This window comes from Pseudomonas sp. CCI4.2 (assembly GCF_034350045.1).
GTDB lineage: Bacteria > Pseudomonadota > Gammaproteobacteria > Pseudomonadales > Pseudomonadaceae > Aquipseudomonas.
In genome coordinates this window covers 5,416,103-5,438,360 of the sequence record NZ_CP133781.1, presented here as the reverse complement: position 1 = coordinate 5,438,360, position 22,258 = coordinate 5,416,103, and the positions used below count along the sequence as shown (strand labels likewise).

Genomic DNA, 22,258 nt, shown 5'->3' with positions numbered 1-22,258 from the left:
ATGAGCGCGCTCTATATGATTGTTGGCACCCTGGTCGCATTGGGTGTGCTGGTGACCTTTCACGAATTTGGCCACTTTTGGGTGGCTAGGCGTTGTGGCGTCAAGGTTTTGCGTTTTTCGGTAGGGTTCGGCATGCCGCTTTTGCGGTGGCATGACCGCAAGGGTACTGAATATGTGCTGGCCGCCATTCCCTTGGGCGGCTACGTAAAAATGCTCGATGAACGCGAAGGTGAAGTGCCTGCGGATCAGGTCCATCAGTCGTTCAACCGTAAAACCGTCTATCAGCGTATCGCCATCGTAATTGCCGGGCCGGTTGCCAACTTCCTGCTGGCTATCGTGTTTTTCTGGTTTTTGGCCATGCTCGGTAGTCAACAAGTACGTCCAGTCATCGGCGCGGTCGAGTCGGGCAGTCTTGCGGATAAAGCGGGCTTGAGCGCTGGGCAGGAAATTGTTGCCGTCGATGGCGAGCCCACATCGGGTTGGTCGGCAGTGAATTTGCAACTGGTGCGGCGTTTGGGCGAAAGCGGCACCATAGCCCTGCAAGTACACGACCAGGGTTCGACTGTTGATTCTCCCCGTATGCTTACATTGGATAAGTGGCTAAAGGGCGCGGATGAGCCAGACCCTATTCGTTCGCTGGGTATTCGTCCGTGGCGTCCGGCGTTGGCGCCCGTGCTGGCTGAATTGGATCCGAAAGGCCCGGCGCAAGCCGCTGGTCTGAAGACCGGCGACCGACTGCTGGCAATTGACGGGCAGCCCTTGAGCGATTGGCAGCAGGTGGTCGATGCGGTTCGTCTGCGTCCCGCTGCAAAGATTTCCCTGCGCGTTGAACGTGATGGTGCGCAGTTGGACGTGCCGTTGACGCTGGCGACCAAGACTGACAGCAAGGCTACAACCGGCTATCTCGGGGCTGGGGTCAAGGGTGTCGATTGGCCACCGGAGATGTTGCGCGAGGTCAGTTACGGGCCTTTAGCCGCCGTTGGCGAGGCCGCCAAACGCACTTGGACCATGAGTGTGTTGACCCTTGATTCGCTGAGAAAAATGTTGTTCGGCGAGCTATCTGTAAAAAACTTGAGCGGACCGATAACCATTGCTAAAGTGGCGGGCGCTTCGGCCCAGTCGGGGATAGGGGATTTTCTAAATTTCCTCGCCTATCTGAGCATAAGCCTAGGGGTTCTCAATTTGTTGCCCATCCCAGTATTGGATGGGGGGCATCTGTTGTTCTACCTGGTCGAGTGGGCGCGGGGTCGCCCGCTGTCTGATCGGGTGCAGGGTTGGGGGGTTCAGATCGGGATCAGTTTTGTGGTCGGGGTAATGCTACTCGCCTTGGTCAACGATCTGGGTCGACTGTAAAGCTTCGCTGTGTTGCGAATCTGCCGCATTTTGCGGCAGTTTGTTTATTGCCAGTTGGAATAAGAAAGGACTTCATGAAACGTCTGCTGCTAACTGCGGTTCTCGCCGTACTGATGATCGCCGAAGTTCACGCCGAGTCCTTCACTATCTCTGATATCCGTGTCAATGGCCTCCAGCGGGTTTCCGCCGGAAGCGTCTTTGGTGCCTTGCCGCTGAACGTCGGCGAGACTGCGGATGATCGTCGCTTGGTGGATGCCACTCGTGCGTTGTTCAAAACCGGGTTCTTTCAAGATATCCAACTGGGCCGTGATGGCAATGTTCTAGTCATCACGGTGGTCGAGCGGCCTTCTGTTTCGAGTATCGAAATCGATGGCAACAAGGCGATCACCACTGAAGACCTGATGAAGGGTCTCAAACAGTCGGGCCTGGCTGAAGGTGAAATCTTTCAGCGTGCGACGCTTGAAGGCGTACGTAACGAGCTGCAACGTCAATACGTTGCTCAAGGTCGTTACTCGGCAGAAGTTTCTACCGAAGTCGTGCCTCAGCCTCGTAACCGTGTTGGCCTGAAGATCAACATTAACGAAGGTACGGTTGCTGCGATTCAGCACATCAACGTGGTGGGCAACAGCGTCTTCCCCGATGAAGACCTGATCGGGCTCTTCGAACTCAAGACCACCAACTGGCTGTCCTTCTTCAAGAACGACGACAAGTACGCCCGGGAAAAACTGTCCGGCGACCTGGAACGTCTGCGTTCGTACTACCTCGACCGCGGCTACATCAACATGGACATCGCATCGACCCAGGTGTCCATTACGCCTGACAAGAAAAGCGTGTACATCACGGTCAATGTCAACGAAGGCGAAAAATACACCGTTAAGTCGGTCAAGCTGAGCGGCGACCTGAAAGTCCCTGAAGATCAAGTCAAGGCGCTGTTGCTGGTCAAGCCGGGTCAGGTCTTTTCGCGTAAGGTCATGACCACGACGTCCGAGCTGATCACCCGTCGACTGGGTAACGAAGGCTATACCTTCGCCAACGTCAACGGCGTTCCGACACCGAACAACGAAGATCACACCGTTGACATTCTGTTTGCTGTCGATCCAGGCAAGCGTGCCTACGTTGACCGCATTAACTTCCGTGGTAACACCAAGTCTGCGGACGAAGTGTTACGCCGTGAAATGCGTCAGATGGAAGGCGGTTGGGCTTCGACTTACCTTATCGACCAATCGAAAACCCGTTTGAATCGTCTCGGTTTCTTCAAAGAAGTGAACGTGGAAACGCCGGCAGTGCCGGGCACCGATGACCAAGTTGACGTGAACTACACGGTTGAAGAACAGGCGTCCGGTTCGGTGACCGCCAGCGTCGGTTTTGCACAGAGTGCAGGTTTGATCCTGGGTGGTTCGATCAGCCAGAACAACTTCTTGGGCACCGGTAATAAGGTCAGCATCGGTCTGACGAAAAGCCAATACCAGACGCGCTACAACTTTGGTTACGTCAACCCGTACTTCACGCCAGATGGCGTCAGCTTGGGCTACAACGCTTTCTATCGCACCACGGACTATAAAAATCTCAGCGTCGATGTGGCCAGCTATGCGGTAGACAGTTTGGGTGCAGGTGTCAGCCTTGGCTATCCTATCAACGAGACGTCGCGTCTGACGTATGGCTTGACGGTACAGCAGGATCAAATCAAGACGGGTGTTTATACCGTTGACGAGATTTTCGACTTCGTTAACAAAGAAGGTAACAAATACCTCAACTTCAAGGCTTCTGCTGGCTGGTCAGAGTCAACCTTGAACAAAGGTGTTCTGGCTACCCGCGGTCATTCGCAAAGTCTGGTATTTGAAACCACCACGCCGGGCAGCGACCTTTCGTTCTTCAAACTTGATTACCGCGCTCAGTATTTCCACCCGCTGACTGAAAACTACACCCTTCGTCTGCACACCGAGTTGGGTTATGGCGACGGTTATGGTTCGACCTCAGGTCTGCCGTTTTACGAGAACTACTACGGTGGTGGCTTCAACTCGGTACGTGGCTTCAAGGACAGCGGTCTCGGTCCTCGCAGTACCCCGAGTCGTGGTGAATCTGTGACCGGCAACGCCGGAACCCTGGTTGATCCAGACGGCAAGGCACTGCCTTTCGGCGGTAACGTCTTGATTCAAGGAGGGGTGGAGGTCATGTTCCCACTGCCATTCATCAAAGATCAAAAGTCGCTACGGACGTCGCTCTTCTGGGACGTGGGTAACGTATTCGACACTAACTGCGGATCATCTGGCAGCAACACCATCGCGGCGTCGGATGTGAAGCCTAAATGTGACAACATCGGTCTTGCAGGTTTGGCAAGTTCTGTCGGTGTAGGCGTCACCTGGGTTACCGCCCTAGGCCCCCTGAGTTTCGCTTTGGCTGTGCCGGTCAAGACGCCAGACAACGCAGACACCCAGATTTTCCAATTTTCCCTCGGTCAGACCTTTTAATCGTCTGATCAATGATAACGACAACAGATTTTGTAGGAGTGCATCGTGCGTAAGTTGACTCAATTGGTTCTTTTGGCTACAGCCCTGATGGCGACGCCAGCATTCGCTGAAATGAAAATCGCTGTGCTGAATTATCAAATGGCTCTGCTCGAGTCAGACGCTGCAAAGCAATATGCCGTGGATGCTGAAAAGAAGTTCGGCCCCCAATTGACCAAGCTGAAGACCCTTGAAAGCAGTGCCAAGGGGATTCAGGATCGCTTGGTAAGCGGCGGCGACAAGATGGCCCAGCCTGAACGCGAGCGTCTTGAACTCGAATTCAAGCAAAAGGCTCGCGACTTCCAGTTCCAATCCAAGGAACTGAACGAAGCTAAAGCAGTTGCTGACCGTGAAATGCTCAAGCAATTGAAGCCTAAGCTGGATCAGGCGGTAGAAGAAGTTATCAAGAAAGGTGCCTTTGACTTGGTGTTCGAGCGCGGTGCTGTGATTGATGTTAAACCTCAGTACGACGTGACTCGCCAAGTCATCGAGCGCATGAATCAGCTGAAGTAACCATGACCGTAACCATCAAACTCGGCCAATTGGCCGAGTTCCTCGGCGCCACGCTACGTGGTGCAGCGGATAAAGACATCACTGGGCTAGCCACTTTGCAAGAGGCTGGCCCTGGTCAGGTAAGTTTCCTGGCCAATCCCCAGTACCGTAAATTCCTTGCCGTTAGCCACGCGGCCGCCGTGTTACTTAAACCGGCCGATGCCGAGGGGTTTGCAGGTGATGCGTTGCTGGTGCCAGATCCTTATCTGGCCTACGCAAAGATCTCCCATTTATTCGACCCCAAACCCAAGGCGTTGCCAGGGGTTCATGCGTGCGCAGTGATTGCCGCTGATGCTCAGGTTGACGTCAGCGCTAGTATCGGTGCATTCGCTGTTATCGAAAGCGGTGCGCGCATCGCCGCGAACGTCACAGTAGGGGCTCACTGTTTTATCGGTGTTCGTAGCGAAATTGGCGAAGGCGGCTGGTTGGCGCCACGGGTGACGCTTTATCACGATGTACGCATCGGCAAGCGAGTCGTGATTCAGTCTGGCGCAGTACTCGGTGGCGAAGGCTTCGGCTTCGCCAACGACAAGGGTATTTGGCAGAAGATCGCGCAGGTTGGCGGTGTATTGGTCGGTGACGACGTGGAGATTGGCGTCAATACCGCAGTTGATCGCGGTGCCTTGGCCGATACGGTTATCGGCAACGGCGTGAAGCTGGATAACCAGATTCAGATCGCGCATAACGTCCAGATTGGCGATCACACCGCCATGGCGGCGTGCGTCGGCATCTCGGGAAGCACGAAAATTGGCAAGCATTGCACCATTGCTGGCGGTGTTGGCATGGTTGGGCATATCGAAGTCTGTGACGGCGTATTCGTCACCGGTATGACCATGGTGACCCGTTCGATTACCGAACCCGGCGCCTATTCCTCGGGGACTGCGATGCAGCCCGCTGCGGAATGGCGTAAGAGTGCGGCGCGCATTCGTCAGCTTGATGACATGTCGCGACGCTTGCAGCATATGGAAAAGGTTGTTGAGGCAGTGACCTCGGGCGGTAAAGCTTCATCTGATGGCTGATACCTTTTTATATCAAGCGTGCACAGCTGATAAAACTGCCTCCTTGATTTGCAAGAGGAGTGCCGCGCATTAGTCGCGCACTCCTCATCTTTACTACAGGCTTCCCCCCGAAATGATGGACATCAACGAGATTCGCGAATACCTGCCTCACCGTTACCCGTTCCTGTTGGTGGACCGGGTAGTCGAGTTGAATGTCGAGGCCAAAAGCATTCGTGCCTACAAGAATGTCAGCATCAACGAGCCTTTTTTCAACGGTCACTTTCCCCAGCATCCAATCATGCCGGGCGTATTGATCATCGAAGCGATGGCCCAAGCTGCCGGCATCCTCGGTTTTAAAATGCTCGATGTGAAGCCATCCGACGGCACGCTTTATTATTTCGTCGGCTCTGACAAACTGCGATTCCGTCAGCCAGTCTTGCCGGGCGATCAGTTGATCCTTGAAGCTACGTTCATCAGTTGCAAGCGTCAGATCTGGAAGTTTCAATGCCAGGCTTCGGTCGACGGCAAGCCGGTTTGCTCCGCAGAAATCATCTGCGCGGAACGTAAACTATGAGTTTGATTGACTCTCGCGCAATCATCGATCCGACGGCCATTCTGGCCGACGACGTAGAGGTCGGCCCTTGGTCGATCGTCGGACCTGGTGTGGAAATTGGCGAGGGTACAATCGTTGGGCCGCATGTGATTCTCAAAGGCCCTACGAAGATCGGCAAACACAACCATATCTATCAGTTTTCATCGATAGGTGAGGACACGCCCGATCTTAAATACAAAGGCGAAGAGACGCGCCTGGTCATTGGTGACCACAACGTCATTCGTGAAGGCGTGACGATCCATCGCGGAACGATTCAAGACCGCGCAGAGACCACGCTGGGTGATCACAACCTGATCATGGCCTACGCGCACATTGGCCACGACAGCGTTATTGGTAACCACTGCATCCTGGTCAACAACACTGCATTGGCGGGTCATGTGCATGTTGACGATTGGGCGATCCTGTCCGGTTTCACACTGGTGCATCAGTTTTGCCATATTGGCGCCCACAGCTTTTCCGGCATGGGCACCGCAATTGGCAAGGATGTTCCTGCGTTCGTTACAGTGTTCGGCAACCCTGCGCAGGCGCGGAGCATGAACTTCGAAGGCATGCGCCGTCGTGGGTTCAGTGAAGAGGCTATTCACGCGCTACGCCGAGCCTACAAGGTCGTCTATCGCCAAAGCCTGACAGTCGACCAGGCTATTGCTGAGTTGGCCGAGCCCGCTGCACTGTTTCCCGAAGTTGCAATATTTCTTGAGTCCATCCAAACGTCGACCCGTGGCATAACCCGCTAATGAATTCGTTGATGACCAAGGCACTGCGTGTTGCGCTGGTTGCGGGCGAAGCGTCCGGCGATATTCTTGGCTCGGGCTTGATGCGTGCGCTCAAGGCGCGTCACCCCGATGTAGAATTCGTCGGCGTCGGTGGTCCGCTGATGGAGGCCGAGGGGCTGGTGTCCTACTTCCCGATGGAGCGGTTGTCGGTGATGGGGTTGGTCGAGGTGCTTGGCCGACTCAGGGAGCTGCTGGCTAAGCGTAAGCAGCTCATTCAAACGCTCATCAGCGAAAAGCCCGACGTGTTCATCGGCATCGACGCCCCGGACTTCAACCTCGACATCGAACTAAAGTTGCGTCGTGCCGGGATTAAGACCGTGCATTACGTCAGCCCGTCAGTGTGGGCGTGGCGTCAAAAGCGTGTATTGAAAATTCGCGAAGGCTGCGATTTGATGCTGACGCTGCTGCCGTTCGAAGCGCGTTTCTACGAAGAGAAGGGCGTGCCGGTGCGGTTTGTCGGTCATCCATTGGCTGACACCATCCCCCTGGAATCTGATCGCGCGGCGGCCCGAGCAACTTTGGGCCTGCCCGCTGGCGTAGTGATCGCGCTGATGCCAGGCAGCCGGGGCGGTGAAGTCGGTAAGCTGGGCGGCCTGTTTTTCGATGCCGCCGAGCGGCTGATGGTTCTGCGCCCTGGTATCAGGTTTGTGCTGCCCTGCGCGAGCCCCCAACGACGCGCTCAGATCGAGACGTTGCTGCAAGGACGCGACCTTCCCGTCCTGCTGCTTGACGGTCAGTCGCACCTTGCACTCGCTGCCTGCGATGCGGTGTTGATCGCCTCAGGCACCGCGACACTCGAAGCGCTGCTGTACAAACGACCAATGGTCGTTGCCTATCGTCTGGCACCGATTACCTTTTGGATACTCAAGCGTTTGGTGAAAAGCCCTTACGTCTCGTTGCCGAACTTGCTTGCCCAACGTTTGCTGGTCCCGGAGTTATTGCAGGAAGCTGCGACAGCCGAGACCCTCGCGCAAACCTTGTTGCCGCTGCTTGAAAGTGGCGAAGTGCAGACGGCAGGCTTCGATGAAATTCACCGGACCTTACGCCGCGATGCCTCCAACCAGGCCGCCGAGGCGGTGCTCGGGTTGCTGGGCCAATCGCCTTCACAGTGAGTAGGTTATAAATGCAAATGGGTTTGGACTTTAATCTGGTCGAAGAACTGGTTGCCGGTGTCGACGAAGTCGGTCGCGGTCCGCTCTGTGGTGCCGTAGTGACGGCTGCCGTGATTCTTGATCCGCGCAGACCGATCCTGGGCCTCAACGATTCGAAAAAACTCACCGAAGCTCGCCGTGAAAAGCTCTACGACGAAATCTGTGAAAAAGCCTTGTGCTGGTTTATCGCCCGGGCAGAAGTAGAGGAAATCGACGAGCTGAACATTCTCCATGCCACGATGTTGGCGATGAAGCGCGCCGTCGAAGGGCTGATTATTATTCCGAAGCTGGCGTTGATCGACGGCAATCGCTGTCCACAATTGTCAGTGCCCAGTGCCTCGGTTATTCAGGGCGACGCATCGGTACCGGCCATCGCAGCAGCTTCGATCCTGGCCAAAGTCAGCCGGGACCGGGAAATGGCAGCATTCGAACTGATTTATCCTGGCTATGGGATGGGTGCTCACAAAGGTTATCCGACCCCCGTTCATCTTGAAGCACTGGCGCGCTTGGGGCCGACCCCGATCCATCGTCGTTCGTTTGCTCCCGTGCGGGCGGCATACGAAGCTCAAGCCATGATGCTGCAAAGTCCGCTTTCAATCTTCGCGCCGGGCTGATGTTTTAACCAAGGCCCAGTACAATCCCGGCCTTCGTTTTTTTGTATTTCGCGCTATAGGATCAACATGCCGGCTTCTTTCGTTCATCTACGCCTGCACACTGAATATTCTCTGGTCGATGGTTTGGTCCGGGTCAAACCCTTGGTCAAGACCTTGGGCAGCATGAATATGCCAGCCGTGGCTGTGACCGATCAGAACAACATGTGTTCGCTGGTCAAATTCTACAAAGCGGCCATGGGCGCAGGTATTAAGCCGATCTGCGGCGCGGATTTGTGGTTGTCCAACAAGGATGAAGACGCCGGGCTGAGCCGGATCAGCCTGTTGGTGATGAATGCCAAGGGTTACCGTAACCTGACCGAATTGATTTCCCGTGGCTTTATCGATGGCCAGCGCAACGGTCAAGTGATCATCGAGCGTGAATGGGTCGCGCAGGCCAGTGAAGGCTTGATCGCGCTGTCGGCAGCCAAAGAAGGCGAGATTGGCATGGCCTTGCTCGCCGGAAACCCCGGTGAAGCCGAGCAATTGCTGCGTGATTGGATGGCGGTATTCCCTGACCGTTTTTATGTCGAAGTGCAGCGCACCAACCGGCCCAATGACGAAGAACATTTGCACGCAGCCGTCTCCTTGGCTGATCGGCTGGGTGCGCCGCTGGTGGCCACCAACGATGTGCGCTTCATCAAGCAGGAAGACTTCGAGGCCCATGAAACCCGAGTTTGCATTGGCGAAGGCCGGGCGCTTGATGATCCGCGTCGTTCACATAACTACAGCGATCAGCAATACCTCAAGACCGCAGCGGAAATGGGCGAGCTGTTCAGTGATTTGCCTGAGGCACTGGCAAACACCGTTGAAATCGCCAAGCGCTGCAATATCGACGTAAAGCTTGGCCAGCACTTTCTGCCTAACTTCCCGATTCCCGATGGCCTGACCATCGACGAGTACTTTCGCAAAGTGTCGTTCGATGGTCTTGAAGACCGTCTTTCGGTATTAATGCCAAAGGACACCACCGAGGATTACGACGCCAAGCGTCAGGTCTACATTGACCGGCTGAACTTCGAGCTGGATATCATTATCCAGATGGGCTTTCCCGGTTACTTTCTGATCGTAATGGACTTCATACAGTGGGCCAAAAGCAACGGCGTCCCGGTAGGTCCAGGCCGTGGGTCGGGTGCGGGTTCGCTGGTAGCTTACGTTCAGAAAATTACAGACCTCGACCCGCTGGAATACGACCTGCTGTTCGAACGGTTCTTGAACCCGGAACGGGTATCCATGCCCGACTTCGACGTCGATTTCTGCATGGACGGTCGCGACCGGGTTATTGAGTACGTGGCGCAGAAGTACGGGCGCAACGCGGTCAGCCAGATCATTACCTTCGGTTCAATGGCCGCCAAGGCTGTGATACGCGACGTCGCGCGGGTGCAGGGCAAGTCCTACGGCTTGGCGGATCGCCTGTCGAAAATGATCCCGTTCGAAGTCGGCATGACGCTGGAAAAAGCCTACGAGCAGGAAGAGATCCTGCGCGACTTCATCAAGATCGATGAAGAGGCCGCTGAAATCTGGGAGATGGCCCGCAAGCTTGAGGGCATCGTGCGCAACGTCGGCAAGCACGCTGGCGGGGTGGTGATTGCGCCGACCAAACTGACTGACTTCTCGCCGATCTATTGCGATGAGCTGGGCGACGGCCTGGTGACCCAATTCGACAAGGATGACGTCGAGGCTGCAGGGCTGGTGAAGTTCGACTTCCTCGGTCTGCGGACTCTGACCATCATCGATTGGGCGCTGAAAACGATTAACCGCGAGCGCGCCAAGGTCGACGAGCCGCCGCTGGATATTGCATTTATCCCGCTGGACGACAAGCCGACTTACCAATTGCTGCAAAAGGCTGAAACTACTGCGGTGTTCCAGCTTGAGTCGCGCGGCATGAAGGAGCTGATCAAAAAGCTCAAGCCCGACTGCCTGGAAGATTTGATCGCCCTGGTAGCGCTGTTCCGCCCCGGCCCACTGCAATCAGGCATGGTAGATGACTTTATCAACCGTAAGCACGGTCGGGCAGAGCTGTCGTATCCCCACGTTGATTATCAGTACGAAGGTCTCAAACCGGTGCTGGCGCCGACTTACGGCATCATCCTGTATCAAGAACAGGTTATGCAGATCGCCCAGGTTATGGCCGGCTATACCCTTGGCGGCGCCGATATGTTGCGTCGGGCCATGGGTAAGAAAAAGCCCGAAGAGATGGCCAAACAACGTGGTGGTTTCATTGAGGGCTGTAAGAACAACAACATCGACGCGGACCTGGCCGGTAACATTTTCGACCTGGTGGAAAAGTTCGCCGGTTATGGTTTCAACAAGTCTCACTCGGCCGCGTACGGACTGGTGTCGTATCAGACCGCATGGCTGAAAACCCACTACCCGGCGCCGTTCATGGCCGCCGTGCTGTCGGCCGACATGCACAACACCGACAAGGTTGTGACCTTGATCGAAGAAGTGCGCAACATGAAATTGCGCCTCGAATCCCCGGACGTAAATACCTCGGAATACAAATTCACGGTTAGCGATGATGGCCGAATTTTGTACGGGCTGGGCGCTATCAAGGGCGTGGGCGAAGGCCCGGTGGAAGCGATCACCGAGTCACGTCAAGCCGGGCCATTCAAGGATCTGTTCGATTTTTGCGCGCGGGTAGACCTCAAGCGTATCAACAAGCGGACCCTCGATGGCTTGATCCGCAGTGGTGCGCTGGATCGCTTGGGGCCGTATTTTGAAGACAACGTAGACGTCAAAACCTATCAGGCCAACCTTGACCGCAACCGCTCGGTGCTATTGGCGGCGCTGGAAGAAGCCATCCAGGCCGCGGAACAAACCGCGCGCAGTCACGACAGCGGGCACTCGGATCTGTTTGGCGGTTTGTTCGTTGAAGCCGATGCCGACGTTTATGCGAACCATCGCAAGGCCAAGGAGTTGAGCCTCAAAGACCGTTTGCGCGGTGAAAAAGAAACCTTGGGCTTGTACCTGACAGGGCACCCCATAGACGAGTACGAAGGCGAAATTCGCCGTTTCGCTCGTCAACGCATCATTGATTTGAAGCCTGCCCGCGACACGCAAACCGTTGCCGGTTTGATCATTGCATTGCGGGTCATGAAGAACAAAAAGGGCGACAAAATGGGCTTCATTACCCTTGATGACCGTTCGGGGCGAATTGAAGCGTCGCTGTTTGCCGAGGCTTTCCATTCCGCACAATCGTTATTGCAGACCGATGCGATGGTGGTGGTCGAAGGCGAGGTCAGCAATGACGACTTTTCAGGCGGCCTGCGCTTGCGGGCCAAGCGGGTGATGAGTCTTGAAGATGCACGGACTAATCTTGCTGAAAGCTTGCGCCTGAAAATTCATGCGGACGCGCTCAAGGGCGATCGGCTCAAATGGCTGGGAGAATTGTGCAAGCGTCATCGTGGAGCCTGTCCGATTACCCTCGACTACACCGGGATGGATGCGAAGGCGTTGCTGCAGTTTGGCGAGGCCTGGCGAATCGATCCGGCCGACAGCTTGATTCAAGCGCTGCGTGACCAGTTCGGACGTGAGAACGTCTTCCTGCAATACCGTTGAATAGTGCGGGCCTGTCAATCCGGCCTGCGCTCAACCATAATTTTTAATCTCGACCTGGATGCGCCTGTTCCCGTAAGGTATGGCGCACACGGATCAACCGGCCGGCCCCTTGGCCGTCGACCCAAGACGGATGCCTATGAACCCGAATTTTCTCGATTTCGAACAGCCGATCGCTGACCTTCAAGCCAAGATCGAAGAATTGCGCTTGGTCGGTAATGACAACTCGCTAAACATCGGCGACGAAATTTCCCGTCTGCAGGAGAAGAGCAATACGCTCACCGAAAGCATTTTCGGCAACTTGACCAGTTGGCAGATCGCGCGCATGGCGCGTCATCCACGTCGTCCTTACACCCTGGACTACATCGAGCACATCTTTACTGAGTTCGACGAGCTGCACGGTGATCGGCACTTCTCCGACGACGCTGCCATTGTCGGTGGTGTTGCGCGTCTTGATGACCAGCCAGTAATGATTATCGGCCACCAGAAAGGCCGCGAAGTGCGTGAGAAAGTTCGTCGCAACTTTGGCATGCCACGGCCTGAAGGCTACCGCAAAGCCTGCCGTCTGATGGAAATGGCCGAGCGCTTCAAAATGCCGATCCTGACGTTCATCGATACGCCGGGCGCTTACCCGGGCATCGATGCCGAAGAGCGTAACCAGAGCGAAGCAATTGCCTGGAACTTGCGGGTGATGGCTCGTCTTAAAACGCCGATCATCGCTACCGTGATTGGTGAAGGTGGATCTGGCGGTGCATTGGCCATTGGTGTCTGCGATCAATTGAACATGCTGCAGTATTCAACGTACGCGGTCATCTCGCCGGAAGGTTGCGCCTCGATTCTGTGGAAAACCGCCGACAAAGCACCTGATGCGGCCGAAGCCATGGGTATTACGGCTGACCGTCTGAAAGGTCTGGGTATTGTCGATAAAGTCATTGGCGAACCTTTGGGTGGCGCCCATCGTGACCCGGCGACTGCTGCCGCTTCGATCCGCAAGGAATTGAGCAGCCAGTTGGCGATGCTCAAGACGTTTGATACCGACGCGCTGTTGGCTCGTCGTTACGAGCGTCTGATGAGCTACGGTCTCTGATTGGAGCCTCAACGTCTTCACCAATCCAATCTGTAGGAGCAACTTGTTGGCGAGAGCCATGATGCGGTGTGTCAGGCATGCTACATCGCCAACAAGTTGGCTCAGGGTTGCTTGCCTTGAAACTAGATCTACGTGACCATCTTCTCAGCGCGTTAGCCCCATGGTTCCGAGCACCTGCATGGCGCATCGCGTTCTCGGGAGGGTTGGATTCCACGGTCCTTCTGCATCTCCTGGCTGATCTCGCGACCCGCGAAACATTGCCTCCTTTGTCCGCAATTCACATTCATCATGGCCTTCAGGCTGCGGCAGATGAGTGGCCGGAACATTGTGCTGCGATATGCAGCGCGCTGGGCCTGCCACTGCGGGTGATTCGAGTTGAAGTGAAACCCGGCGCCAGCATCGAGCGTGCTGCCCGTGAGGCGCGTTACGCGGCGTTCAATCAGTTGCTGGAATCAGACGAGGTGTTGCTCACTGCCCAGCACCGTGACGATCAAGCAGAGACGTTGTTATTTCGGCTACTGCGTGGAGCAGGGGTGCGGGGTTTGGCAGCGATGCCTGAACAGCGCGCGTTGGGTAAGGGCCTGATGTCGCGGCCGCTGCTGAATATCTCGCGGTCTGCGCTGGAGGCCTACGCCGCCGAGCACTCGTTGCGCTGGGTGGAAGACCCAAGCAATGCCGACAGCGAGTTCTCTCGAAATTATCTGCGCCGACAGGTTATGCCGTTACTCGTGGATCGCTGGCCTCAAGCGTCGGCGAATATGGCGAAGGCTGCCGGTCGTCTGGCCGAGGCTCAAGGACTGCTCAACGAATTGGCGGTGCAGGATCTTTCCAGCGCTGAGACGCCCACGGCATTCCCTTGGCTCGGGTTGCCATCGTTGGCCCTGGCGCCGCTCAAGCATCTTTCCCTGTCACGTCAGCGCAACGCCTTACGACACTGGCTCGCGGATCTGACGCGCCTGCCGGACAGCGATCATTGGGTTGGCTGGGACAGCTTGCGCGACGCCCGCGAGGGTTCGCAGCCCATTTGGCGGTTGGCCGACGGTGAGCTGCATCGCGCCGAACACCGAATCTGGTGGCTACCTACTGCTTGGTTACAGCCACTGGCTGCGACAACAGCCTGGCGTGACTCTAAACAAATGCTGGCGCTAGCGAGCAATGGTTGGCTTGAATTCAGCGGCGAAGTTCCAGCAGGTGAGTTTCAGGTGCGTTATCGCCAAGGCGGGGAAATCATGCAATTGCCGGATCGAGGGCATCGTGATCTGAAACGACTGCTGAATGAGAGCGGTCTGCCAGTTTTTGCACGAGCTCGTTTGCCATTGTTGTATCACGCAGACCAATTATTGGCGGTTGCCAACCTGCCAGGATTGGACGGCACAGCCCGTGGCGACTGGCAATTGCACTGGATCGCACCGACGAACGACCAAAGTTTGAGCTGAAAGGCCGTTTCCGGTAGACTACGCTCCCTTCTTGATAGAGCTTCTGTGGATTCTTCTGAATTGACGGAAGTTGCCAATTACCAGGCTGTTTTGCTGGGCGATTCTCAAAAATGTAGCGAGCAACAGGCAGGCTTTTTCAGTCTGCCGGTCCCAACGCAGCAATTTTCAGGAGTGCACTGTGAGATCTTTTGGTAATTGCGGGCTTCGGCCTTCATTCGCTTTCCCCGGCGGCTCTGACCGCTTTAACGCAGACTTCTAGGGTTTTTCATGACGCGCTACATCTTCGTCACGGGCGGTGTTGTTTCTTCATTGGGGAAAGGCATCGCCGCAGCTTCATTGGCGGCCATCCTGGAGGCGCGGGGACTTAAGGTCACCATGCTGAAGCTGGACCCCTACATCAACGTGGACCCGGGCACCATGAGCCCATTCCAGCACGGTGAAGTGTTCGTCACCCATGACGGCGCTGAAACTGACCTGGACTTGGGCCACTACGAGCGGTTTATCCGCACTACCATGACCCAGAACAACAACTTCACGACTGGCCGTGTGTACGAACACGTCCTGCGCAAAGAGCGCCGTGGTGATTATCTGGGCGCAACCATCCAGGTGATTCCGCACATCACCGACGAAATCAAGCGCCGGATCATCAAGGGCGCAGGCGATGCTGATGTCGCCATGGTCGAGATCGGTGGGACTGTGGGCGACATCGAATCGCAACCGTTCCTGGAAGCTATTCGCCAATTGCGCGTTGAAGTCGGTGCCAAACGCGCCATGTTGATTCACTTGACGCTGGTGCCTTACATCGCCACGGCCGGTGAAACCAAAACCAAGCCTACCCAGCATTCGGTAAAAGAGCTGCGTTCCATCGGTTTGCAGCCTGATGTGCTGATTTGCCGCTCCGATCACCCTATCGATATTTCCTCACGTCGCAAAATTGCGTTGTTCACCAACGTTGAAGAGCGCGCGGTTATTTCCCTGGAAGACGTCGACACCATCTACAAGATCCCGGCGGTATTGCACGCCCAGGGTCTGGATGATTTCGTCGTTGAGCGTTTCGGCTTGCAGTGTGGCGGTGCCGATTTGTCCGAGTGGGAAAAAGTGGTCGATGCCAAGCTCCATCCTGAGCATGAAGTCACCATCGCCATGGTTGGCAAATACATGGAGTTGCTCGACGCTTACAAATCGCTGATCGAAGCGATGAGTCACGCCGGCATCACCAATCGCACCAAGGTCAATCTGCGCTACATCGATTCCGAAGACATCGAAAACCAAGGCACTGCCTTGCTTGAAGGGTGTGACGCGATTCTCGTGCCCGGCGGCTTCGGTCTGCGTGGCGTTGAAGGCAAGATCACTGCCGTCCAGTTCGCTCGTGAAAATAAAGTGCCGTACCTGGGTATCTGCCTAGGCATGCAAGTGGCCGTTATTGAGTTCGCTCGCAACGTGCTGGGTTGGAAAGACGCTAACTCCACTGAGTTTGATCGCGCCAGCGGCTACCCGGTCGTCGGTCTGATCACCGAGTGGGAAGACGCGACCGGGGCTGTTGAAGTTCGTACTGAAACCTCCGACTTGGGCGGCACCATGCGCCTGGGCGCACAGGATTGCCAGCTTGCACCCGGTTCGCTGGTCCACGATTGCTATGCCAAAGACGTCATTGTCGAGCGTCATCGCCATCGTTACGAAGTGAACAACAACCTGCTGCCAAGCCTAATCGAAGCCGGTCTGAAAATTTCCGGTCGTTCTGGTGATGGTGCGCTGGTTGAAGTGATCGAAGCGCCGGATCATCCATGGTTTGTGGCGTGCCAGTTCCACCCTGAGTTCACATCGACACCGCGCGACGGCCATCCGTTGTTCAGCGGTTTCGTGAAGGCGGCACTGACCCAACACCAGAAGAAGGCCTAAGCCGGAATATGAACAGCATGTCGCAGAAGATCATCCGTGTAGGCTCAATCGAGATCGCCAACGACAAGCCGTTCGTGTTGTTTGGCGGCATGAACGTGCTGGAATCCCGGGACATGGCGATGCAGGTCTGTGAGGCCTATGTCCGGGCGACCGAAAAACTGGGCATTCCGTATGTCTTCAAGGCAAGCTTCGACAAGGCCAATCGTTCGTCCGTGACCTCTTACCGTGGCCCTGGTCTGGAACAGGGTATGCGGATTTTCGAGGAAATTAAGAAGACCTTCGGCGTGCCGCTGATTACCGACGTGCATGAGCCGGAGCAAGCGGCGGTGGTGGCTGAAATGTGCGACATCATTCAGTTGCCTGCATTTTTGTCGCGGCAGACCGATCTTGTGGTTGCCATGGCCAAGACCGGCGCGGTGATCAACATCAAGAAAGCCCAGTTTCTCGCGCCTCAGGAAATGAAACACATCCTGAACAAGTGCGAAGAAGCCGGGAATGACCAATTGATCCTGTGCGAGCGTGGCTCCAGCTTCGGGTACAACAACCTGGTGGTGGACATGCTCGGCTTCGGCATCATGAAGCAGTTTCAATACCCGGTGTTTTTCGACGTGACCCACGCCCTGCAAATGCCGGGCGGTCGTTCGGACTCTGCCGGTGGTCGTCGGGCTCAGGTGCTCGATCTGGCCAAGGCTGGCTTGAGTCAGAGCTTGGCAGGGTTATTCCTTGAGGCGCATCCGGATCCGGATAACGCCAAGTGCGACGGTCCCTGCGCTTTGCGTCTGGACAAACTCGAGCCATTCCTGACTCAGTTGAAAGCACTGGATGACCTGGTAAAAAGTTTTCCGACGGTAGAAACCGCTTAACAGCGGCTTCTCCGGTAGAGTGCCGTTCGGTAAAGTGCCGCACACTATTTCTCTGGTCGATGGTCAGAGGGTTATCGTCAGTCAGAGCTGCCCGCTGCATACGCACTGACGGTGCCATCAATATTTTCAGCTGCGTCGTCTTCGTCAATCCTGGAGTGTTTACAACAATGGCAAAAATCGTCGACATCAAAGGTCGTGAAGTTCTCGACTCCCGTGGTAATCCCACCGTGGAAGCGGACGTGCTCCTCGATAACGGCATCATCGGCAGTGCGTGCGCGCCGTCCGGTGCTTCCACTGGCTCGCGTGAAGCGCTTGAGCTGCGTGATGGCGACAAGAGCCGTTACTTGGGTAAAGGTGTTCTCAAGGCCGTGGCCAATATCAATGGTCCGATCCGTGCCCTGTTGATGGGCAAAGACCCGGTGGACCAGCAGGCGCTTGATCGCGCCATGATTGCCCTGGACGGCACTGAAAACAAAGGCAGTCTGGGTGCCAATGCGATCCTCGCTGTGTCCTTGGCCGCTGCCAAAGCCGCAGCTCAGGATCAGGACTTGCCGCTGTACGCTCACATCGCTAACCTCAACGGCACCCCCGGTGTTTATTCCATGCCCGTCCCAATGATGAACATCATCAACGGTGGCGAGCATGCCGATAACAACATCGATATCCAGGAATTCATGGTGCAGCCGGTTGGCGCCAAGACGTTCTCGGAAGCGTTGCGAATGGGCACCGAAATTTTCCACCACCTCAAAGCTGTGCTCAAGGCTCGTGGCTTGAACACTGCGGTGGGTGATGAAGGCGGTTTTGCGCCTAACCTGGCGTCTAACGAAGACGCGTTGAAAGTCATCTCGGAAGCTGTGGCTAACGCCGGTTACAATCTTGGCACCGACGTGACTCTCGCATTGGATTGCGCGGCCAGCGAATTCTACGAAGACGGCAAATACAACTTGTCCGGCGAAAGCCAAGTGTTTACCTCCGAAGGCTTTGCCGACTACCTCAAGGGCTTGACCGAGCGTTACCCGATCATCTCCATTGAAGACGGTCTGGACGAGTCCGACTGGGCTGGCTGGAAAGTCCTTACCGACAAGATCGGCGAAAAAATTCAATTGGTGGGCGACGACCTGTTCGTGACCAACACCAAGATCCTGAAAGAAGGCATCGATAAAAAGATCGCCAACTCGATCCTGATCAAGTTCAACCAGATCGGCACCCTCACCGAAACGCTGGAAGCCATTCAGATGGCTAAAGCAGCAGGGTATACGGCGATCATCTCGCACCGTTCCGGCGAAACTGAAGATTCGACCATTGCTGACCTGGCGGTCGGTACTGCAGCGGGTCAGATCAAAACTGGCTCGCTGAGCCGTTCCGATCGCATCGCCAAGTACAACCAATTGCTGCGTATCGAAGAGCAATTGGGCGCCAAAGCTGTATACAACGGTCGCAGCGAGTTTCGCGGCTGAGCTGGAGATGGTAAAAAGACGACGGGCACAATACGAAAAGTCGATTAACCGACGATTCTGTCCGTATATGAGTGATCGGACCCGGCTATCGGGTTCGATGCCCTCACTGCTTTAATGTGTCGGCACCGCTGTCTTTTTCCACTGAGTACCTGATATTCAATGCGCAGTCCTAACTGGTTGTTCCTGATCTTGCTCCTGCTGCTGGCTGGCCTGCAGTACCGCTTGTGGGTGGGTAATGGAAGCTTGGCGCAAGTGGCCAGTCTGTCTCAGCAAATTGCTGATCAGCATGCGGAAAACGATGCTTTGCTCGAACGTAACCGTATTCTCGACGCGGAAGTGTTGGAGCTGAAAAAAGGCATGGAGACCGTTGAAGAACGTGCTCGCCATGAACTCGGCATGGTTAAAGACGGCGAAACTCTCTATCAGTTGGCCCAATGATTTCCGCTTTGCCTGCCTTCTGGGCAATTATTCCCGCTGCCGGTATCGGCGCTCGCATGGCGGCAGACCGTCCCAAGCAGTATTTGCAGCTGGGCGGCCTCACTATTCTTGAACACAGCCTCGCTTGTTTTCTCGATCACCCCCAACTCTTGGGCCTGGTGATCAGTTTGGCTGTGGATGATCCTTACTGGCCAACCTTGGCCTGCGCGGCAGACCCACGAATTCAGCGCGCGGCGGGCGGAAAGGAAAGGGCAGATTCGGTACTCAATGCATTGCTGCTGTTGCACGCGAACGGTGCCCATGACGACGATTGGGTGTTGGTTCACGATGCTGCGCGCCCGAACCTTTCGCGTGGGGATTTGAACAAGCTGCTGTCCGAATTGGCTGATGATCCGGTGGGCGGCCTGCTGGCCGTTCCCGCCCGCGATACCTTGAAACGCGCCGACAGCCGTGGTCGCGTCACAGAAACGGTAGATCGCAGTTTTATCTGGCTGGCTTACACGCCGCAGATGTTCCGCCTTGGCGCCCTGCATCGAGCCTTGGCCGACAGCCTGGTGTCGGAGGTCAGCATTACCGATGAAGCGTCTGCCATGGAATGGTCTGGTCAGTCCCCCCGATTGATCGAAGGCCGCTCCGACAACATCAAGGTCACCCGTCCTGAGGACCTTGAATGGCTGCGCCAGCGCCGTAAATTCTGAGTTAAACGCTGAGTTTGGCGGGCTCGCAATATTCCTTTCTCAGGGCTAGGCCGGCTTTAAGGTGTTCTACCAGTTTTCTAACCTTGGGTGACAGGTGCCGTTGTTGCGGATACAGCGCCCAGACGGCCGTGTTCGGAGGCTGATGCGCATCCAGCAAGGGAACCAGCGCGCCACTGTTTAAATGTTCAAGCACGTAATAGTCCGGCAACTGACACAACCCAATTCCTTGTAATGCCGCATCCAGCACGGCTTGGCCACTATTGCAGCGCCAGTTGCCCTGTACCCGTTGCGAAAACTCCCGCCCGTTTTGTTGCAGCAACCAACTGTCGGTGCTGCCGATCAGGCAATTGTGGCGACTTAACTCGGACAAACTGTGCGGTCGCCCGTAGCGCTCAAGGTAGGAAGGCGATGCGCACAGGTACATGCGGCGCGGCGCCAAACGAGTGGCAACCAATCGCGAGTCTTGCAGTCGACCTAGGCGAATGGCCAGATCGAGTCCTTCGTGAACCAGATCTAGGGTGCGATTACTTAGTTCTATGTCGACCCGGAGTTGCGGGTAGAGTCCCATGAATTCAGTCACCAGCGGCGCGACAAACCGCTCTCCATACGCCACCGCACAGGTCATGCGCAGCAGGCCTTTGGGTTCGCTCGCCAAATCGCCGACCGCTCGCAGTGCTTCCTCGCGGCCATCCTGCAAGCGTTGGCAATGTTGTAAAAAAGTTTGTCCGGCTTCGGTCAGGGTCACCCGTCGGGTACTGCGGTAGAGCAGGCGTGTTTGCAGCCGTTCCTCAAGCCGAACGATTTGACGACTGATGTGCGATGAGGAAACGCCCATACGCTCAGCGGCGGCAGTGAACTGTCCGCATTCGGCGACGGCGACGAATTCATCCAGCCCTTCCCAGCGGTTGGCGATCATTGATTATCCCTGTGCAGCAATAATGTTTTGCTTTCGGTCGGATTATTCCGCAAACAGCACTGTATTACACTCCAACGCTTGTATTTACTCGATGGAGAAAAACTGATGATCAAGTCACGTGCCGCCGTTGCCTTTGAGGCCAAGAAACCGCTCGAAATCGTTGAAGTCGATGTCGCGATGCCAAAGGCTGGTGAAGTGCTGCTTCGGGTCGTCGCTTCCGGCGTTTGCCATACGGACGCCTACACGCTGTCCGGCGCAGACCCGGAAGGCATCTTTCCATCGATTCTTGGCCACGAAGGCGGCGCAATCGTTGAAGCCGTCGGCGAAGGCGTGACCTCGGTCGCTGTCGGCGATCACGTTATTCCGCTGTACACCCCTGAATGCCGCCAATGCAAATACTGTTTGTCGGGCAAGACCAACCTCTGCCAAGCCATTCGCGCCACCCAGGGCAAAGGCTTGATGCCGGACAGTACGTCGCGCTTTTCCTACGAAGGGCAGACGATTTTCCATTACATGGGCACCTCGACTTTCTCTGAATACACGGTGCTTCCAGAGATATCGGTGGCCAAGATCTCCAAAGATGCGCCTCTTGAAAAAGTCTGCTTGCTCGGCTGCGGCGTCACCACCGGGATCGGCGCTGTCATCAACACCGCCAAGGTCAAGCCCGGCGATACCGTGGCAATCTTTGGCTTGGGCGGCATTGGCTTGTCGGCACTCATTGGTGCAGTAAAAGCTAAGGCCGGCCGGATCATCGCCATCGACATCAACCCAGGCAAATTCGACATTGCCAAACAACTGGGGGCCACCGACTGCATCAACCCGAAAGACTACGATCGACCTATCCAGGAAGTGATTGTTGACCTCACTGATGGCGGCGTGGATTTCTCCTTCGAATGTATCGGTAACGTGCAACTGATGCGCGCAGCGCTTGAGTGCTGCCACAAAGGGTGGGGCGAGTCGGTGATCATCGGTGTGGCGGGTGCCGGTCAGGAAATCTCCACGCGTCCCTTCCAATTGGTTACCGGGCGCGTGTGGCGCGGTTCGGCATTTGGCGGCGTACGCGGTCGCACCGAGTTGCCAAGCTATGTAGAAATGGCGCAGAGCGGCGAAATCCCGCTGGATACCTTCATCACCCACACCATGGGCCTTGAAGACATCAACAAGGCGTTTGACCTGATGCATGAAGGTAAAAGCATTCGAACAGTCATACATTTCTAATAGCAGCTTCAAGCTTCACGCTATAAGCCTCAAGTAAGAGCACTGCGCATCATCTCTTGCCGCTTATCGCTTGAAGCTTACCGCTGGGAGAATCCCC

General features: G+C 55.9%; 18 protein-coding genes. 17 read left to right on the top strand and 1 reads right to left on the bottom strand.

Annotated elements, in window-relative coordinates; genetic code table 11:
- The 16 genes from rseP (at position 1) to ispD (ending at position 20,027) form a co-directional block, all read left to right on the top strand.
- A complete protein-coding gene (rseP, locus tag RHM65_RS24710) occupies positions 1–1,353 on the top strand; it encodes a sigma E protease regulator RseP (protein WP_322168078.1) in 1,353 nt (450 codons plus the stop codon).
- A gap of 74 nt (positions 1,354–1,427) precedes the next feature.
- Positions 1,428–3,821, top strand: a complete 2,394-nt coding sequence (gene bamA, locus RHM65_RS24705; RefSeq protein ID WP_322168079.1) for an outer membrane protein assembly factor BamA — start codon at positions 1,428–1,430, stop codon at positions 3,819–3,821.
- A 45-nt stretch (positions 3,822–3,866) separates the two neighbouring features.
- Positions 3,867–4,370 (top strand): OmpH family outer membrane protein, encoded by a 504-nt coding sequence (locus RHM65_RS24700; RefSeq protein ID WP_322168080.1) that lies wholly within the window; start codon positions 3,867–3,869, stop codon positions 4,368–4,370.
- Between the two features lie 2 nt (positions 4,371–4,372).
- A complete protein-coding gene (lpxD, locus tag RHM65_RS24695; RefSeq protein WP_322168081.1) occupies positions 4,373–5,428 on the top strand; it encodes a UDP-3-O-(3-hydroxymyristoyl)glucosamine N-acyltransferase in 1,056 nt (351 codons plus the stop codon).
- A gap of 112 nt (positions 5,429–5,540) precedes the next feature.
- The gene (fabZ, locus tag RHM65_RS24690; protein ID WP_322168082.1) at positions 5,541–5,981 is read left to right on the top strand and encodes a 3-hydroxyacyl-ACP dehydratase FabZ; all 441 of its coding nucleotides are present in this window, start codon (positions 5,541–5,543) and stop codon (positions 5,979–5,981) included.
- On the top strand, positions 5,978–6,754 hold the full coding sequence (gene lpxA / locus RHM65_RS24685) for an acyl-ACP--UDP-N-acetylglucosamine O-acyltransferase (RefSeq protein WP_322168083.1): 777 nt from the start codon (positions 5,978–5,980) through the stop codon (positions 6,752–6,754). The genes fabZ and lpxA overlap by 4 nt, the downstream gene beginning before the upstream one ends.
- A gap of 11 nt (positions 6,755–6,765) precedes the next feature.
- The gene (lpxB, locus tag RHM65_RS24680) at positions 6,766–7,905 is read left to right on the top strand and encodes a lipid-A-disaccharide synthase (protein WP_322168084.1); all 1,140 of its coding nucleotides are present in this window, start codon (positions 6,766–6,768) and stop codon (positions 7,903–7,905) included.
- An 11-nt stretch (positions 7,906–7,916) separates the two neighbouring features.
- On the top strand, positions 7,917–8,558 hold the full coding sequence (gene rnhB / locus RHM65_RS24675) for a ribonuclease HII (RefSeq protein WP_322168085.1): 642 nt from the start codon (positions 7,917–7,919) through the stop codon (positions 8,556–8,558).
- Positions 8,559–8,624: 66 nt separating this feature from the next.
- On the top strand, positions 8,625–12,152 hold the full coding sequence (dnaE, locus tag RHM65_RS24670) for a DNA polymerase III subunit alpha (protein WP_322168086.1): 3,528 nt from the start codon (positions 8,625–8,627) through the stop codon (positions 12,150–12,152).
- A 136-nt stretch (positions 12,153–12,288) separates the two neighbouring features.
- On the top strand, positions 12,289–13,236 hold the full coding sequence (locus tag RHM65_RS24665) for an acetyl-CoA carboxylase carboxyltransferase subunit alpha (RefSeq protein WP_322168087.1): 948 nt from the start codon (positions 12,289–12,291) through the stop codon (positions 13,234–13,236).
- 77 nt (positions 13,237–13,313) lie between these two features.
- Entirely contained in the window at positions 13,314–14,672 is a 1,359-nt protein-coding gene (gene tilS / locus RHM65_RS24660; RefSeq protein WP_416194760.1) for a tRNA lysidine(34) synthetase TilS, read from the top strand.
- 267 nt (positions 14,673–14,939) lie between these two features.
- Entirely contained in the window at positions 14,940–16,571 is a 1,632-nt protein-coding gene (locus RHM65_RS24655; RefSeq protein ID WP_322168089.1) for a CTP synthase, read from the top strand.
- Positions 16,572–16,588: 17 nt separating this feature from the next.
- Positions 16,589–17,434 (top strand): 3-deoxy-8-phosphooctulonate synthase, encoded by an 846-nt coding sequence (gene kdsA, locus RHM65_RS24650; protein ID WP_322184130.1) that lies wholly within the window; start codon positions 16,589–16,591, stop codon positions 17,432–17,434.
- A 167-nt stretch (positions 17,435–17,601) separates the two neighbouring features.
- Complete coding sequence (gene eno / locus RHM65_RS24645; RefSeq protein ID WP_322168091.1) at positions 17,602–18,891, top strand: phosphopyruvate hydratase; 1,290 nt, start codon at positions 17,602–17,604, stop codon at positions 18,889–18,891.
- 159 nt (positions 18,892–19,050) lie between these two features.
- Complete coding sequence (gene ftsB / locus RHM65_RS24640) at positions 19,051–19,329, top strand: cell division protein FtsB (RefSeq protein ID WP_322168092.1); 279 nt, start codon at positions 19,051–19,053, stop codon at positions 19,327–19,329.
- The gene (ispD, locus tag RHM65_RS24635) at positions 19,326–20,027 is read left to right on the top strand and encodes a 2-C-methyl-D-erythritol 4-phosphate cytidylyltransferase (RefSeq protein ID WP_322168093.1); all 702 of its coding nucleotides are present in this window, start codon (positions 19,326–19,328) and stop codon (positions 20,025–20,027) included. The genes ftsB and ispD overlap by 4 nt, the downstream gene beginning before the upstream one ends.
- A gap of 1 nt (position 20,028) precedes the next feature.
- Here ispD and RHM65_RS24630 read toward each other — a convergent pair whose 3' ends face one another.
- The gene (locus tag RHM65_RS24630; protein ID WP_322168094.1) at positions 20,029–20,943 is read right to left on the bottom strand and encodes a LysR substrate-binding domain-containing protein; all 915 of its coding nucleotides are present in this window, start codon (positions 20,941–20,943) and stop codon (positions 20,029–20,031) included.
- 105 nt (positions 20,944–21,048) lie between these two features.
- Between RHM65_RS24630 and RHM65_RS24625 the strand changes: the two genes are divergently transcribed.
- A complete protein-coding gene (locus tag RHM65_RS24625) occupies positions 21,049–22,161 on the top strand; it encodes an S-(hydroxymethyl)glutathione dehydrogenase/class III alcohol dehydrogenase (RefSeq protein WP_322168095.1) in 1,113 nt (370 codons plus the stop codon).
- Positions 22,162–22,258: the final 97 nt, after the last annotated feature.